The 15,460-nt window shown below is 59.7% G+C and carries 12 protein-coding genes; 11 read left to right on the top strand and 1 reads right to left on the bottom strand.

Annotated features, from left to right (window positions below; genetic code table 11):
* The first annotated feature begins 83 nt into the window (after positions 1–83).
* The 11 genes from ACZZ0B_RS12595 (at position 84) to ACZZ0B_RS12545 (ending at position 15,083) form a co-directional block, all read left to right on the top strand.
* A complete protein-coding gene (locus ACZZ0B_RS12595) occupies positions 84–3,005 on the top strand; it encodes a TonB-dependent receptor domain-containing protein (RefSeq protein WP_463545352.1) in 2,922 nt (973 codons plus the stop codon).
* 271 nt (positions 3,006–3,276) lie between these two features.
* Positions 3,277–3,753: an antitoxin Xre/MbcA/ParS toxin-binding domain-containing protein gene (locus ACZZ0B_RS12590; RefSeq protein ID WP_081500502.1), complete on the top strand. Its 477-nt coding sequence runs from the start codon at positions 3,277–3,279 to the stop codon at positions 3,751–3,753.
* Positions 3,750–4,253, top strand: a complete 504-nt coding sequence (locus ACZZ0B_RS12585; protein WP_008080452.1) for an RES family NAD+ phosphorylase — start codon at positions 3,750–3,752, stop codon at positions 4,251–4,253. Before ACZZ0B_RS12590 ends, ACZZ0B_RS12585 begins: the two co-directional genes overlap by 4 nt.
* A gap of 118 nt (positions 4,254–4,371) precedes the next feature.
* Entirely contained in the window at positions 4,372–7,026 is a 2,655-nt protein-coding gene (locus ACZZ0B_RS12580; RefSeq protein ID WP_463545351.1) for a TonB-dependent receptor, read from the top strand.
* A 304-nt stretch (positions 7,027–7,330) separates the two neighbouring features.
* Complete coding sequence (locus ACZZ0B_RS12575) at positions 7,331–9,172, top strand: extracellular solute-binding protein (RefSeq protein WP_463545350.1); 1,842 nt, start codon at positions 7,331–7,333, stop codon at positions 9,170–9,172.
* Positions 9,159–10,223, top strand: a complete 1,065-nt coding sequence (locus tag ACZZ0B_RS12570; protein ID WP_463545349.1) for a microcin C ABC transporter permease YejB — start codon at positions 9,159–9,161, stop codon at positions 10,221–10,223. The genes ACZZ0B_RS12575 and ACZZ0B_RS12570 overlap by 14 nt, the downstream gene beginning before the upstream one ends.
* Positions 10,223–11,245 (top strand): ABC transporter permease, encoded by a 1,023-nt coding sequence (locus tag ACZZ0B_RS12565; RefSeq protein ID WP_463545348.1) that lies wholly within the window; start codon positions 10,223–10,225, stop codon positions 11,243–11,245. The genes ACZZ0B_RS12570 and ACZZ0B_RS12565 overlap by 1 nt, the downstream gene beginning before the upstream one ends.
* A gap of 1 nt (position 11,246) precedes the next feature.
* On the top strand, positions 11,247–12,866 hold the full coding sequence (locus ACZZ0B_RS12560) for an ABC transporter ATP-binding protein (RefSeq protein ID WP_463545347.1): 1,620 nt from the start codon (positions 11,247–11,249) through the stop codon (positions 12,864–12,866).
* 43 nt (positions 12,867–12,909) lie between these two features.
* Complete coding sequence (locus ACZZ0B_RS12555; RefSeq protein ID WP_158830043.1) at positions 12,910–13,437, top strand: PAAR domain-containing protein; 528 nt, start codon at positions 12,910–12,912, stop codon at positions 13,435–13,437.
* 12 nt (positions 13,438–13,449) lie between these two features.
* Positions 13,450–14,490, top strand: a complete 1,041-nt coding sequence (locus ACZZ0B_RS12550) for a hypothetical protein (RefSeq protein WP_008080459.1) — start codon at positions 13,450–13,452, stop codon at positions 14,488–14,490.
* Positions 14,491–14,582: 92 nt separating this feature from the next.
* Positions 14,583–15,083, top strand: coding sequence for a hypothetical protein (locus tag ACZZ0B_RS12545; RefSeq protein ID WP_008080460.1), 501 nt, complete (start codon positions 14,583–14,585; stop codon positions 15,081–15,083).
* Positions 15,084–15,142: 59 nt separating this feature from the next.
* On the opposite strand, the gene ACZZ0B_RS12540 is transcribed toward ACZZ0B_RS12545, so the two are convergent.
* A complete protein-coding gene (locus ACZZ0B_RS12540) occupies positions 15,143–15,460 on the bottom strand; it encodes an SCP2 sterol-binding domain-containing protein (protein WP_007912567.1) in 318 nt (105 codons plus the stop codon).

The following is a 15,460-nucleotide window of genomic DNA, read 5'->3' as shown; positions in this document are numbered from 1 at the left end:
CTTCTTGGCCTAATCGATGCTCTATAAAAAGCGCCGGTTCACTGCTCATTCCCTGCAGACGCCTTCAACAGGGAAACCCCTCGATGTACTCATTCAAACAACAATTACCTCGACTGACCCTCGCCGCCGCTTTGGCGCTGGGCATGGGACCATTGACTGCGTTGGCGCAGTCGCCCGCAGCGGCGGTGTTCACCTTCGACATTGCCAGCGGCCCGCTCGATGAGGTGCTGCTGGACATCTCGCGGCAGACCGGCGTACCGATCTCCTTCAGCCAGGACCTGGTGCAAGGCAGACGCAGTGCGGCGGTGCGCGGTGCATTGGGCGGGCGTCAGGCCGTGGAAAAAGCGCTGCTTGGCAGCGGCCTGCAAGTCGAGCAAAGCGCTCAGGGCTTGAGTGTTCGCGAAGGCGATGTGGCGGCTGTCGCGCCGGCAAAAGTCAGCGCCGTGACGCCGGCCAGCAGCGCCGATTACCGCATGGAAAAAGTCACCGTCACTGGCTCGCGCATCGCCCGTGCGCAGAGCGATGGAGCGACGCCAGTCAACGTCATCACCCACGAAGAAATGGAAGCGCGCGGCTACAAAAACGTCTACGACGCCTTGGCCACCCAGACTCAAAACACCGGCATGACTCAGGGCGAAGACTACGGCAATACCTGGCAGCCGGCGGCCAGCGCGCTGAACCTGCGCGGTCTTGGGCCCAACCACACGCTGGTGCTGATCAATGGCCGTCGCGTCGCCGATTACCCGACGCCCTACGATGGCAAGGTCAACTTCACCAACCTGGCGAACATTCCGTCGGCGGTCATCGAACGCATCGAAATCCTCAGCAGCGGCGCGTCGGCGATTTACGGCTCGGACGCGATTGCCGGGGTGGTCAACATCATCCTCAAAGACAAGATCAACGGCGTCGACGTCAACCTCAAGGGCGGCACCAGTGAGCGCGGTGGTGGCGACAATCAGCGCTTGCAGATCAGTGGCGGCGGCAGCTGGGGCGACTTCGATGGTTTGTTCGGACTTGAACTGACCAACCGCGATCCGATCTGGGCCGATGATCGCGGCTTCATGCAGAGCGGCCCGCTGGCCGATGTCGGTTACCGCCGCGACCTGAGCAACAGCCGTTATCTGGGGCCGGGCTGCGGCGCCTACCAAGGCACGTTCGACAACAAACTGTTCAACAACGGCGGTCGCTGCCGCACCGACCAGATGTACAACGATTACTGGACGGTGCAGACCCAGAAGGAAAACTACGACGGTTACACGCGCGGCACCTGGCACTTCAGCGACAGCGGTCAGGTCTTCGCTGACTTGATGTATGGCCTCGATCACATTCAGAACAACACCCGCGGCCCGACCTTCACCTCCCCGGACTTCGTCAACCAGAACAGCGGCAATCTGGAGCGCTGGTATCGTCGTTTCGGTGAAGAGGAAATCGGCGGCCGTACCAGTAACAACAGCAAGTGGCGCGACACCTCGTGGACCGGCACCCTTGGCCTTTCCGACAAGATTGCCGACACCGGCTGGAACTATGATCTGGCGGCCAACCGTTCCGAGTATCGCAGCGTCCGCACCACGCGTTACACGCCGCTGTCGTCGATTCAGGACTTCTACCTCGGCCCGCAGTTGGGTGTCAGCGGCGGCTATCCGGTGTTTGCTCCGGACGCTTCGCGCCTCGACCGGCCATTGACGCCGCAGGAGTGGCAGCAATTTCGCGGCAACATGACCCAAAGCAGCAAATCGGTGTCGACCAGTTACAACGCGTCGGTCAATGGCGATCTGTTTGATTTGCCGGCAGGGCCGGTAGGGTTCGCCGGTGTGCTGGAAGCGGGTAAACAGGAATATCGCGTGGACCCGGACGACGGCCTCAACGACGGCACCTTTTACGGCGTGAGCCCGGCACAAAGCTCCGGCGGCTCGCGCAAGCGTTACGCGGCGGGCGGCGAGTTCAGCATCCCGGTCACCGACACCGTGCTGGCCACTGCGGCGGGGCGCTGGGATCAATACAAGTTCAGCGGTCGCACCGAGCAGCAGAAAACCTACAACCTCGGTCTGGAATGGCGCCCGGTGACCAGCCTGTTGCTGCGCGGCAGTTACGGCACCAGTTTCCGCGCGCCGGACCTCAATTACATCTACCAGTCCGACAGCAACGGCTACTACCCGGCGCAGATCGACTATTACGGTTGCAGCCAGGGCGTGGAGGGCGCCTGTGATCGCGGGCGGGTCGATTACACGCAAAGCGGCACGGCGAATCTGGAGTCGGAACGGGGCAAGTCGTGGACCTACGGTTTTGTCTGGTCGCCGTCGCGCAACTTCGATTTTTCCACTGACTTCTGGCGCGTCGAGATCGATGACCTGCTGACCACCGTTGACGAAAACCGCTTGCTGCAAGAAGAGAATGAATGCCGCAACGGCAGCCAGGACATCAACTCGGCCAATTGCCAATCGACGCTGGCACGCATTGATCGTAACGCCGGCAACGCCGCCATTGATCCCAATCAGTTACAGCGCGTGCGGGTCAATGCGATCAACGCCGCCAGTGAACGGGTCAGCGGCCTCGATTTCAAGAGCAACATTCGCTGGGGCGCGGGGCAGTACGGCGCGTTCAGCTCGGCGCTGGGCTATACCTTGGTGCTTTCGCATTATTACAAGGAGTCCGACGACGCACCGACCCAGGACTGGCGCACCTCGCGCACCAATTACGACTGGCGCAGCAAGGTCAACGCGAGCCTGACCTGGGATTACCAGAACGCCACGGCCACGCTGATGGGCATTCGTTACGGTTCGGTCACCAACGGCGCCGGTGACGGGCGTCTGTCGCCCTGGACAGTGTTCAACGCCAGTGCGCGTTACAAATTGAATGACCGGGCCAGCGTCGGCCTGACGGTGAACAACCTGCTCAATCAGGTTAAACACGATGATTCGGCGGGCTGGCCTTATTACCCGACCGGTAACTACGACCCTTACGGCCGGCAGTGGTGGCTGGATATGAGTTATCACTTCGGCAGTTAAACAGGGCAAGTACGTCGTATACGTCCTACGGAAACTGGAGCCGCTTGTGCGTTATTGGGGATTTTTCCGACGACTTTTTCAGGTTGGTCGTCGGAAGCGCGATCTATAGCATCGGACCTGACATTGAAGTCGCTGAGCGGCTTGAACGCTCAGGTTCCCAGATAAAGGATCGATTATGCGTACCCCACACATCGAGCATGAAACGCCTGCTTATTCCCTGCGTAACTTCTGGATCGACGATCGCGCCAGATGCCCCATGGAGGATGTCGCAATGCCCACGCCAAAAACGCCCCGGCTGACGGGGCTAAAGAAGGTCGCGGGCAAGCCTGTCGATTTGCTCGTGCATGGCCAGGACCTCGGTGACGATGCCATGCTGATTGTCCGCCTTACCGACCAGGGCTTTGAGCTGAGCGACGTCGTCAACATGCTTTCAACTTCCGAAATGTACCTGCGCGAAGACATGGTCAAACGCATCACCGGCAGGTCTGTCAGAACCGTGCAGCGGTTGTTGAAGGAAGGCAAATCGATACGGCTTGACTCGCAGCAGAGTGTCGTCGCCTACCAATATGCGCTGGTGCTGGAGATGGCCACTCGGGCGTTCGGGGGGCTGTCACAGGCGGAGATATGGATGCAAAAACCCACCCCTTACCTTAACGGCTACGTACCGTTGGAACTGACCCGCCACCCACTGGGTTTCCAGATGGTCGAGCAATACTTGTGTCAGCTCCTGTACGGGGGTTACCCATGAATCCCTTGCCCTGGGAAGGGCACTGGTATGGCTGGCGCCTGGATCAGGAGGCCTACGGAGAGACGTGGGACAGCGGGATGGGTTCAAAACTGAAGGGTGGTCGATGGAATGCGCCTGGCCGGCGAGTCGTCTATGCATCTGTCGACCCGTCCTCGGCCATTCTGGAGGTAGCAGCCAATAATAGTTTTGATGCACTGGACAGAGAGCCCTATGTGTTGACGTGCTTTGAGGTCATCCGCGATGCACGGGTCAAAGTCGTTCAGCCCGAAGAGGTACCGAATCCTTACTGGTTGAGTCCCGCGTGGCCGTCTCCCAATCAACAGCGGTTTGCCGACGCTTTACTGGATGAGCATCCATTTCTCCTGATTCCCTCGGCGGCAACCCGCCACTCGTGGAATCTGCTGGTGAGCTGCGACCTGGCAGAGGGGCAATTCAGGATGGTCTCCCAGGAGCGGTTTGGCCTGGATACCCGGTTGTTGAGGGAGGTGACATTGGCTTGATACGGACGCACGGCATTTTGTGCATAACCTCATCACCCAACGGTCTAAACCGCCCTCTATAAATCCTTATTCTTCATCGCACATCCCTGCATAAACCAAAACGCAGGGATGGCTGTTCATGATTCAGTTTTCACCCGTCAAATCACCTTTGAGCCTGGCCTTGCTGCTGGCAATCAACACGCTGCCAGCCATTGCCGCCGACAGCACAGCAACCGAACCGACCACCCAGTTGCAACGCGTCGAAGTCACGGGTACGGCGATCCGCCGGGTCGATGCCGAAACGGCAGTGCCAGTGACCATTCTGCGCGTCGAAGAGTTGCGCGAGCAGGGCGTTTCGACCACGGAGGAGCTGGTCAGCCGCATTTCTGCCAACCAGTCTTCGGTCGGTTCCGGGCGCTCGGTCGGGTCGAGCAGCGGCGGTGCGGCTTATGCGGACTTGCGCGGCATCGGCGCTAACAAGACGCTGGTGCTGCTCAACGGACGGCGTCTGAGCAACAACGCCACCAATGCGATCAATGGCTCCGGTGTCGACCTCAACACCATTCCATTCGCTGCCATCGACCGCGTTGAGGTGCTGCGCGATGGTGCTTCGGCGTTGTATGGCACCGACGCGATCGGCGGGGTGATCAACTTCATCACCAAGACCAGTCTCACCGAAGGTCAGATCAGCACCAATTACGACACGCCGACGCATTCGGGCGGCGGCGAAAGTCGCAATTTCAGCGGTAGCTGGGGCTTCGGCGATTTGCAGGATGACCGCTTCAACGTCTTCGGCGTGGTCAGTTACGACAAACAGCAACGACTGGCCGCCGATGACCGCGATTACACGTACAACTACCAGCCCGGTCGCGGCCTCGATTACACCTCCGGGACTGCGTCGCCCGCCAACTGGAGCCAGGGCCGCAATGCGACTAATCCATTGGCCGGTTCCGGTTGCAACGCCCCGGGGCTGCTGTCGCGCAACGGTATCTGCCGTCAAAGCCTGTGGAATTATCTTGATCTGGTGCCGGAAACCGAGAAGACCTCGGCGTTCGCCAAAGCCACCGGCAAGCTCTCGGACGATCACAACGTCAGCCTCGAATACTTCTGGGCTCGCAACGAGAACCGTACACAGATCGGGCCGGGCACCTTGATGGGCAATCAGGTCAATCCTGGTACTGCGTTCTATCCGGGCAACGGCATCACGCCTGGGCCAAGTGGTTTCGCCCTTGATCCGACACAACCGGTCGACGTCAACTGGCGTGAAACCGCCGTTGGCGCACGCCAGCATGAAGATGACAACACCAGTCAGCGTCTGCTCCTGAGTTTCGATGGCACGCTCGCCGGTTGGGATTACAACCTCGGCGCCTCGTACAACCAGAACAAAGTGGTCAACAGCATTGAGGCCGGCTACGTCAACGACCGTGCGGTCAGTGACGGCATTGCCAACGGCGTGATCGACCCTTTCGGTCCACAGACGGCGGCAGGTTCTGCGCTGTTGGCGGCCAACGCGGTCGACGGTGACTACGCCACAGCGGTAGGGCGCGTGAAGGCGATCGACGGGCGCATCAGCCGCGAGATCGGCGACTGGTTCGGTGCCGGCCCTTCGGCGCTGGCGCTGGGAGGCGAGTATCGCAAGGAAGATTTCCATCAGGACTTTGCGCAGTTTGCCGGCGACGTACAGAGCCTCGGCGTTGACCCTAACGGCAGTGTCGCCGGGGATCGCAGCGTCTCGGCCGAATACGCCGAGGTCAACGTGCCGGTGCTCGATAGCCTGGAATTGTCCGCCGCGGTTCGTCACGACAAGTACAGCGATTTTGGCAGCACCACCAATCCTAAATACTCGTTCCGCTTCCAGCCGTTCAAGGAACTGGTGGTGCGTGGAGCCTACAGTGAAGGCTTCCGCGCGCCGTCGTTGTATGAGCTGTACAACCCGAACTTCACGACCTTCACCAATGCCAACTACAACGATCCGCGTTTGTGCGCCGGTGGTAATCCGAGCAACGGCGGCATCGCCAACCGTGACTGCGCACAACAGTTCAACCGCAGCACCGGTGGCAACACCGACCTGAGCCCGGAAACCGCGCGTAACGTCACCCTCGGTTTTGTCTATCAACCGTTCGAACGCCTGACCACGGGCCTCGATTTCTGGTGGATCGACATTGCCAACCAGATCGCCGAGTTCCCGGAATCGGCTGTGTTCGAGAACCCGGAGTTGTACCCGGAACGGCTGATCCGCAAGCCTGATGGCTCCATCGACCATATCGTCACGGGCCTGGCCAACCTCGGCAAGATCAAGACCAACGGCGTCGATGTCAGCTTCGACTACCGCTTGCCGAGCACCCCGTACGGCAATTTCGGCATCGGCCTGCAAGGCACTTACGTCACCCGATATGACTACCAGCAGCAACAGAAGGGCGACTACATCGACAAGCTCGGCGACTTCCGGGGCGGCGACTTTGCCTCGGCCGGCGCGGTGGCACGCTGGCGGCACAGCCTGACCGGCAGCTGGAATTACGGCGCGTACGGCGTAGCGCTGACCAACCGCTACACCAGCGGTTACCACGACTCCGACCGCGACACCCATGACTACGTCGGCTCGTACAACGTTTGGGATCTGGCCGGTACCTACACCTGGCGCAAAACCCTCAGCGTGACCCTCGGCGCGAAAAACCTGTTCGACCGCGAGCCACCGTTCAGCAACCAGACCTACACGTTCCAGAGCGGTTACGACCCGAAATATGGCGATCCGTTTGGGCGGACGCTGTACACGCGGGTCGCCTACAAATTCTGAATAAGCCCCTGCAGGAGCTGCCGCAGGCTGCGATCTGTTGATTTTCCAACGGCAAAAGATCGCAGCCTCCGCGGCTCCTGCAGAACAGGTTTTAGCAGTTGGTGCGGATTTTAGTCAGTTATTGATCTAAAGCCTGCCCTATAAACATGGCCGGCCTGTTGCACATCACAGGTAGGCAGAAGGTGTGTTGACTGTTCTGGCCCCATCGCTGGCAAGCCAGCTCCCACATGGAATACAGACCCTGTGGGAGCTGGCTTGCCAGCGATGAGGCCAGTAGCAGCAACCTGTAAAAAGGGATCTGCCCATGTTCTCTAGGCTTATTGTGTTCAGCGCTTTCGCGCTTTTAACCCCGCTCAGTTGGGCGGCGCCGCAACCGGCACTCACGGTCTACGGCGAAGCGCCCAAGTACGCCGCTGATTTTCAGCATCTGGCCTACGCCAACCCCAATGCGCCGAAGGGCGGAAGCTTGCGTCGCTCCTCGCTGGAAAGCGGCCCGTTCGATCACCTGATTCCCTACACCGACAAAGGCACCGGCGTGGCCGATATCGATGGCTGGCTCTACGCGCCGCTGGCCTATCGCAGCAAAGACGAGCCCTACAGCGTCTACGGTCTGGTGGCGCAGCAGATGGAGCTGGACAGCGACCGCCGCTGGTTGCGTTTTTACCTCAACCCCAATGCGCGTTTCGACGACGGCACGCCGATCACCGCTGAAGATGTGCGCTACACCTTTAACCTCTTCATCACGCAGGGCAGCCTCAAATACCGTCAGCAGTTTCGCGATGTCGCCGAGGTTGTTGTGGAGTCGCCGACGCAAGTGCGCTTCATCTTCAAGAACAACGACAGCCGCACCTTGCCGCTGGATCTGGCGACACTACCGGTGCTGCCCGAACATTGGTGGCGGACACGTGATTTCGCCGAGGGCGGCGGTTTCGAAATTCCGCCGGGCAGCGGCCCGTATCGGATCAGCGCCGTCGATGCCGGGCGCAGCGTGAAATTCCAACGGGTGCAGGACTGGTGGGCCAAGGATCTGCCAATCACCCGTGGGCTCTACAACTTCGATCAATTGAGCGTGGAGTTCTTCGCCGACACCGACGTGTCGCGGCAAGTGCTCAAGGCCGGCGGCTTCGATTACAACCGCGAGTTCTCCGCCACCAGCTACACCATCGGCTATGCCGGGGCCGCGCTGGAGCAAGGCAGATTACTTCGTGAACATCTCGCACCCGGCGCCGCTCAAGGTGCGCAGGGTTTTGTGTTCAACCTGCAGAAACCGCCGTTTCAGGATCGCCGCGTGCGCCAGGCAATCGCCATGCTCTGGGATTTCGAATGGACTAACCGGCAGATGATGCGCGGCATGTACCTGCGTCAGCACAGCTACTTCTCCCACAGCGCACTGGCGGCCCGTGAACTGCCGGACGCCGAGGAATTGAAAATCCTCGAACCCTGGCGCGGCAGGATTCCCGACGAGGTCTTCACTCAGGTGTTCCAGGCGCCGAAAACGGATGGCAGCGGCAACATTCGCGCCGAGCAATTACAGGCGCTGAAGTTGCTCGAAGAGGCTGGCTGGAAACCGCGCGGCGATCAGTTGGTGAACGCCAATGGCGAGCCACTGCACTTCACCTTCCTTAACGGCCAGAAGGGCTTCGAACGACTGCTGTTGCCCTTCAAACGCAATCTCGCACAGATCGGCATCGGCTTCGATATCCGCCAGGTCGACACCGCGCAATACACCAACCGCGTGCGCAATCGCGACTACGACATGATCGTCGCCGGCTACCCGGTGAGCCAGGCACCGGGGCGCGAGCTGTTCAATTACTTCGGTTCCGATGGCGCCGATGATCCCGGCTCGAACAATTACATGGTACTGCGCGATCCGGCCGTCGATGCACTGCTCGAAGGGCTGGTGCAGGCCGACAATCGCGAGAGTCTGCTGCGTCACGCGCACGCCCTGGATCGCGTGCTGCAGTGGGGTTACTACTGGGTTCCGAATTATTACCCGCCGGGGATTTCCACGGTGTGGTGGAACCGCTTCGGTCGTCCGGCCATTGCGCCGCTGTACGACGCCGGTCTCGACAGCTGGTGGGAAATCAGCCCGACCGCACTGACTTCGACTCAGATGCAAAAGGAGTACAGCCATGTGGGGTTATAGCCTGCGGCGTCTGCTGTTGATCGTGCCGACCTTGTTGGCGATTCTGCTGGTCAACTTCGTCATCGTCCAGGCCGCGCCCGGTGGCCCGGTAGAGCAGGCCATCGCACGCTTGCAAGGCATTGGCGTCGGCGCGGCCGTGGGCTCCAGCCATGTCGAAACGGTGGGTGGTGAATCCCGCGCGACACGAGGGCTGGACCCGAAACTGGTGGCCGACATCGAGCGTCAGTACGGCTTCGACAAACCCGCCAGCGAGCGCTTGTGGCTGATGCTCAAAAGCTATGCACAACTGGATTTCGGTCAGAGTTTCTTTCGCGGTGCCAGCGTCACTGAACTGATCTGGCAGAAGCTGCCGGTCACCTTGTCGCTGGGCCTGTGGGCGACACTGATCACCTATCTGGTGTCGATACCGCTGGGTATTCGCAAAGCGGTGCACAACGGCTCGGCGTTCGATGTCTGGAGCAGCGTGGCGATCATCGTCGGTTATGCGTTGCCGGGATTTCTGTTCGCGCTGCTGCTGATCGTGGTGTTTGCCGGCGGCACGGCGCTGGACTGGTTTCCGGTGCGCGGGCTGGTGTCCGAGAATTTCGCCGAGCTGACCCCGTGGGGCAAGGTCGCCGACTATTTCTGGCACCTGGTCTTGCCGGTGACGGCGTTGGTGATCGGCGGTTTTGCCACCTTGACGATCCTCACCAAGAACAGCTTTCTCAACGAGATCTCGCGCCTGTACGTGGTGACTGCGCGCGCCAAAGGGCTGAGTCAACGGCAGGTGTTGTACGGCCATGTGTTTCGCAACGCGATGCTGCTGGTCGTCGCCGGTTTGCCGCAAGCGTTGGTGACGGTGTTCTTCGGCGGTTCGCTGCTGATCGAAGTGATCTTTTCCCTCGATGGCCTCGGTCGGCTCAGTTACGAAGCGGCGGTGGCGCGCGATTACCCGGTGGTGTTCGGCTCGCTGTTCATCTTCACGTTGTTCGGCCTATTGATAAAACTGCTCGGCGACCTCTGCTACACGCTGGTCGACCCGCGCATCGACTTCACCGCGAGGGCTGCCTGATGCTGACCTTATCTCCAATCGGCCAGCGCCGCTGGGCGCGCTTCAAGGCGCATCGGCGTGGCTGGTGGTCGTTGTGGCTGTTTCTCGCGCTGTTCGGCCTGAGCCTCGGTGGTGAGCTGGTGGCCAATGACAAACCGCTGTTGGTGACGTATCAGGGCGACTGGTACTTTCCGGCGTTCAAGCGCTACACCGAGGAGGATTTCGGCGGCGAGCTGCCTTTTCAACCGGACTATCGCAGCGCGCAGGTGCGGCAATTGATCGAAGGGCAGGGCGGACGGATGTGGTTTGCGCCGATTCCGTTTGCGTTCGACACGGTCAATTACGACCTGACGGAGCCTGCGCCGAGTCCGCCCAGTGGCGCCAACTGGCTGGGCACCGATGATCAGGCGCGGGACGTGCTGGCGCGGGTGATTTTCGGCACACGCGTATCGCTGTTGTTTGCCTTGGCGCTGACGGCGGCGAGTGCGCTGATCGGTATCGCCGCCGGGGCATTGCAGGGCTACTACGGCGGCTGGGTCGACCTGATCGGTCAGCGCGTGCTGGAGGTGTGGTCGGGGCTGCCGGTGTTGTACCTGCTGATCATTCTGTCCGGGTTTGTCGAGCCGAATTTCTGGTGGCTGCTGGGGATCATGGCGCTGTTTTCCTGGTTGAGCCTGGTCGATGTGGTGCGGGCCGAGTTCCTGCGCAGCCGTGGCCTGGAATATGTGAAAGCGGCACGCGCGCTGGGTGTGGGCGATGCGCAAGTGATCGTTCGGCACATCCTGCCCAACGCCATGAGCGCAACACTGACTTATCTGCCGTTCATTCTCACCGGGGCGATCGCGACCTTGTCGGCGCTGGATTTTCTCGGGTTTGGCATGCCGGCCGGCAGTGCTTCGCTGGGCGAGTTGATCGGCCAGGGCAAAAGTAATCTGCAAGCGCCGTGGCTCGGTCTGACCGCGTTCTTTGCCTTGGCGCTGATCCTTTCATTGCTGGTATTCATCGGCGAGGCCTGCCGCGATGCGTTTGATCCGAGGACTTGATATGCCTGAACATCTGATCGAAATACGCGACCTGCGCGTCGCTTTCAATGGCCAGCCAGTGGTGCACGGCATCGACCTCGATATCCGCCCCGGCGAATGTCTGGCGCTGGTTGGTGAGTCCGGCTCGGGTAAATCGGTGACGGCCCACAGCATTCTGCAATTGCTTGACCCGGCCATCACGCAGATTGACGGCAGCATCCGCTATGCCGGCGAGGAGTTGCTTGGCGTGCATGAGCGCTACTTGCGGCAATTGCGTGGCAACCGCATTGCGATGATTTTTCAGGAGCCGATGAGTTCACTGAACCCTTTGCACACGATTGAGCGGCAACTGGGCGAAAGCCTGGCGCTGCACAAGGGGCTGGCCGGGGCGGCGGCGCGTCAGCGCATTGTGCAGTTGCTCGAACTGGTGGGCATTCAACGCCCGCGCGAACGGCTCAAGGCCTATCCGCATCAACTCTCGGGCGGTCAGCGCCAACGGGTGATGATTGCCATGGCGCTCGCCTGCGAGCCGCAGTTGCTGATCGCCGATGAGCCGACCACGGCGCTGGACGTGACCGTGCAACGCAAGATTTTGTTGCTGCTCAAAGAACTGCAGGAGCGGCTGGGCATGGCGCTGTTGATCATCAGTCATGATCTGAACCTGGTGCGCAATATCGCTCAGCGGGTGGCGGTCATGCGTGGCGGATTGATCGTCGAGCAAGCGCCCTGTGACCAGTTGTTCAGCGCGCCGCAGCATCCTTACAGCATTGAGTTGCTCAACGCCGAGCCCGGTGGTGAGGCGTTGTGCCGGGAGCCCGCTGAGAATTTGCTGGAGGTGCGTGACCTCCATGTGCGCTTTCGTTTGGGCGGCGGTTGGTTGCGCGCGAAGTCCTGGTTGCACGCGGTCAACGGCATTGATTTGAATCTTCAGCGCGGCAAAACCCTGGGGATTGTTGGCGAGTCTGGTTCAGGCAAGTCGACATTGGGCCAGGCCATTCTGCGTTTGCTGGATGCCCAGGGCAGCATTCGCTTTCAGGGCGAGGCGCTGGAGCACTTGAGCGGCAAGCAACTCAGGCCGCTGCGCAAACGCCTGCAAGTGGTGTTTCAGGATCCGTTCGGCAGCCTCAGTCCGCGCCTGTGCGTGGAGCAGATCATCGCTGAAGGTTTACAGGTGCACAGCGATTTGAACGCCGGCGAGCGTGAGAGGGCGGTGATCGATGTGCTGCGTGAAGTCGGCCTCGATCCGGCCACCCGCCATCGCTATCCCCACGAGTTCTCCGGTGGTCAGCGGCAACGCATCGCCATTGCCCGGGCGCTGGTGCTCAAGCCCGACTTGATCCTGCTGGATGAACCGACGTCGGCTCTGGATCGCACGGTGCAAAAGCAGATCGTGGCTTTGTTGCGGCGTTTGCAGCAAGAACATGGCCTGACTTACCTGTTCATCAGCCACGATCTGGCGGTGGTGCGAGCGCTGGCGCATGACCTCATCGTGATGAAGGAGGGCCAGGTGGTGGAGCATGGTCAGACGGATCAACTGTTTGCGGGGGCGCGGCATCCTTATACGCAGGAGCTATTGGCGGCATCGTTTGCCACAGCGGTTTTGCCTGTGACACATACCGACAGACTTTTATCCGTCGTGTAGATCCGGTACATTCCGCGTCCTGGCCAATACAAGGAAGTAGATGATGGCAAAACCTGCCGCTCGACTCAGTGATCTCAATGCCTGCCCGGTGACCGGTCACGGTACCAATGCAAGCAACAGCGGTTCACCCGACGTGAACATCAACGGCATGCCCGTGCTGCGTGTTGGCGATACCACGGCTTGCGGCGACTCGGTCACCGAAGGCATCGGCAACATCCTGATCAATGGCAAACCCATTGCCTTTCTTGGCAGCGCCACCGCGCATGGCGGTGTGATCATCACCGGCTCCGGTGACGTCTTCGTCGGCACTGCCGTCGGCTCTGCGCCATTTACCCCGATCATCACCGTGCCCAAGCACAGCGAACGTTTCCAACTGGTCGATGAAACCACCGGCGAAGCCATTCCCGACATGCTCTTTTGCATCGAAACCGGTGACGGCCAGCGCCTCGTCGGCCATACCGACAACCATGGTAACGCCGCGCGGGTATTCACCGCCGATCCCACCTCCATTGTCGTGCAATGGGGCAAGGAAGCCGCCGCTCATCTGGATGCACTGGGCATCGCTTACTAAGGAAGGTTCAACGTGGCGACACCGGAAAAGAAACAGGGCGAGACCAGCGATCAACACGCGACGACGCAGGTGAAGGGCACACTGGCGCAGGACTATGTGACAGTCGTGGGCGCCTCTTACCTCGGCTTTATCGCCAACATGCGTGGTCAGCGCGGCAACATGATGAACTTCATAAATCAGGGAATTCGTCAGATCAGAAGTTATCCGCCGTCCACGCCGAGTTACTCGATTCAAAGGGCATTTCTGATCTTCAAGGATGAGTACGACCCGAAGCTGTTGGCGGAGGTCAAAAAAATCGTGACCGAGCGTTACGGTGCCGAGTATCGCGAGTACGACTCCATTTCGCAGTTGGTTGATTTCGTCGCCACGCGAAAGCGCAGGGGTCGAGAAATCAAGCAAATGGATTTCTTTTCTCATGGTGTGGTGGGGAGCATCGAATTGGGATACGAACTGGATAAGCGCGACAGTTACCGACTGCGCGATGCCCAGGCTCGCATGTTTACTCCTGATGCGTTCGCCTATGGCGCGAAGATTTACTCGTATGCCTGCCGTACCGGATTGGGTATCAACGCAAACCTGAAAGTGGCGGAAAATGAAGACCCGCACTTTGAACTCAGTCTTGCCCAAATCATGGCTGACGCGACGGGCGCAACCGTGTGGGCGTTTCCGCGGCGAAGTTTGTACGATCAGACCTATGGCACCGATGAAGATCGCGCGGCGGTGGATAAGGCGCCGGCCAAACAGGAAGCCGACAAGGCTGCGAGCCGTGCTTACCGCAAAAGTCTCAGTGATTACCAGCGTCGGCTGACGGCCCATCGCGCCGCCAGCAAAAATCCTGACGCTCAGTTGCCGAATGAGAGTCCACCTGTCCAGCCCACCAAAACGTTGAGCGAGAAAGATGCCGCGCTATTGAAACAGGCTCAAGGCAGAGAGCACTACAACGATACACTGGGTTATCCCCTGGACGCTGAAGGTGCTGTCCATGGTGTGCGATCGGGTAATACGCCGGACGGCGTTCCGAAAAAATTGTGCGAATACAAGCCAGCCAAATGACGCTAACCCTTAAAAAAACCACAGTTTGTGCGGCTGGCCTATTGGCCATCGCGGTTTTGCTGGGTCTATATCTTGTTGGCAAGGAAGACGACATGTCCTCGAAAGTAATGATGTATTACGGCATCTGGAGTCCAGACGACAATCGTTTCGACGCCACTCGCTGGTTCAGCAGCGGAATGTACAAAAGGCGCCTGATGGGCACTCCGGCCGAAGCCAGTACAGAAACCATGTTGCGCAGTAAACCTCTGCCCATTGTCGCGAACATGAATGATGACCTGGTCGCTATCGCTGGCGTGGCGCTTGAGTATGATTTTCCCGAGGTCAATACCGACTCCCTGATCAATGATCCGCCGATTCTGACAGGACGCGTCAAGTACTGGGCCAGCAAGTTCGACAAGCCGGACAAGCCGGTTGATCTCTATAACCTGTTCTTGAATTTGGGGCAGGAGCGGTTTGTCATCACCTTCAGTCGAGACGCGCAGACCGGTGAACTGATAGACAAAAACAGTGCAAGGCGGGTGTCTGCGGATCAAGAAGCCGATGCGCAATATGTTCAGATCTTCAAGGAGCTGGACGCCGCCGGCAACCCTTAACCCAGAAACGACAAATCCCGCCATCAAGGCGGGATTTGTTTTTCAAGCGGACCGCAGTCTTACGACGGGAACAGCTCGGACAGTTTCATCGACAGCATCATGTCGCCTTCAACGCGCAGCTTGCCGCCCATGAAAGCCTGCATGCCGTCGGTTTCGCCGCTGACGATACCTTTCAGGGTTTCGCTGTCCAGCACCAGTGTGCAGTTGGCGTCCGGGTTTTCACCTTCCTGGATATCGCAGGTGCCATCTTTGACGATCAGCGAGTACTGCTTGTCTTCGTCGGTGATGTTGAAACCGAAGACCAGATCCAGACCGGCAGCAGCGGCTGGGTTGAACTTGGCTTGCATTGCTTTTACGGCATCGGCTACGGAGGTCAT

This window comes from Pseudomonas sp. AC247 (assembly GCF_979258015.1).
The sequence above is the reverse complement of the archived record's forward strand: the minus strand, read 5'-3'. Positions and strand labels throughout refer to the sequence as shown.

Bases quoted from the DNA above. Each gene is read 5' to 3' on its own strand.
- ACZZ0B_RS12595 (WP_463545352.1), top strand. From the start codon at position 84: ATGTACTCATTCAAACAACAATTACCTCGACTGACCCTCGCCGCCGCT.
- ACZZ0B_RS12590 (WP_081500502.1), top strand. From the start codon at position 3,277: ATGCCCACGCCAAAAACGCCCCGGCTGACGGGGCTAAAGAAGGTCGCG.
- ACZZ0B_RS12585 (WP_008080452.1), top strand. From the start codon at position 3,750: ATGAATCCCTTGCCCTGGGAAGGGCACTGGTATGGCTGGCGCCTGGAT.
- ACZZ0B_RS12580 (WP_463545351.1), top strand. From the start codon at position 4,372: ATGATTCAGTTTTCACCCGTCAAATCACCTTTGAGCCTGGCCTTGCTG.
- ACZZ0B_RS12575 (WP_463545350.1), top strand. From the start codon at position 7,331: ATGTTCTCTAGGCTTATTGTGTTCAGCGCTTTCGCGCTTTTAACCCCG.
- ACZZ0B_RS12570 (WP_463545349.1), top strand. From the start codon at position 9,159: ATGTGGGGTTATAGCCTGCGGCGTCTGCTGTTGATCGTGCCGACCTTG.
- ACZZ0B_RS12565 (WP_463545348.1), top strand. From the start codon at position 10,223: ATGCTGACCTTATCTCCAATCGGCCAGCGCCGCTGGGCGCGCTTCAAG.
- ACZZ0B_RS12560 (WP_463545347.1), top strand. From the start codon at position 11,247: ATGCCTGAACATCTGATCGAAATACGCGACCTGCGCGTCGCTTTCAAT.
- ACZZ0B_RS12555 (WP_158830043.1), top strand. From the start codon at position 12,910: ATGGCAAAACCTGCCGCTCGACTCAGTGATCTCAATGCCTGCCCGGTG.
- ACZZ0B_RS12545 (WP_008080460.1), top strand. From the start codon at position 14,583: ATGTCCTCGAAAGTAATGATGTATTACGGCATCTGGAGTCCAGACGAC.
- ACZZ0B_RS12540 (WP_007912567.1), bottom strand. From the start codon at position 15,460: ATGACCTCCGTAGCCGATGCCGTAAAAGCAATGCAAGCCAAGTTCAAC.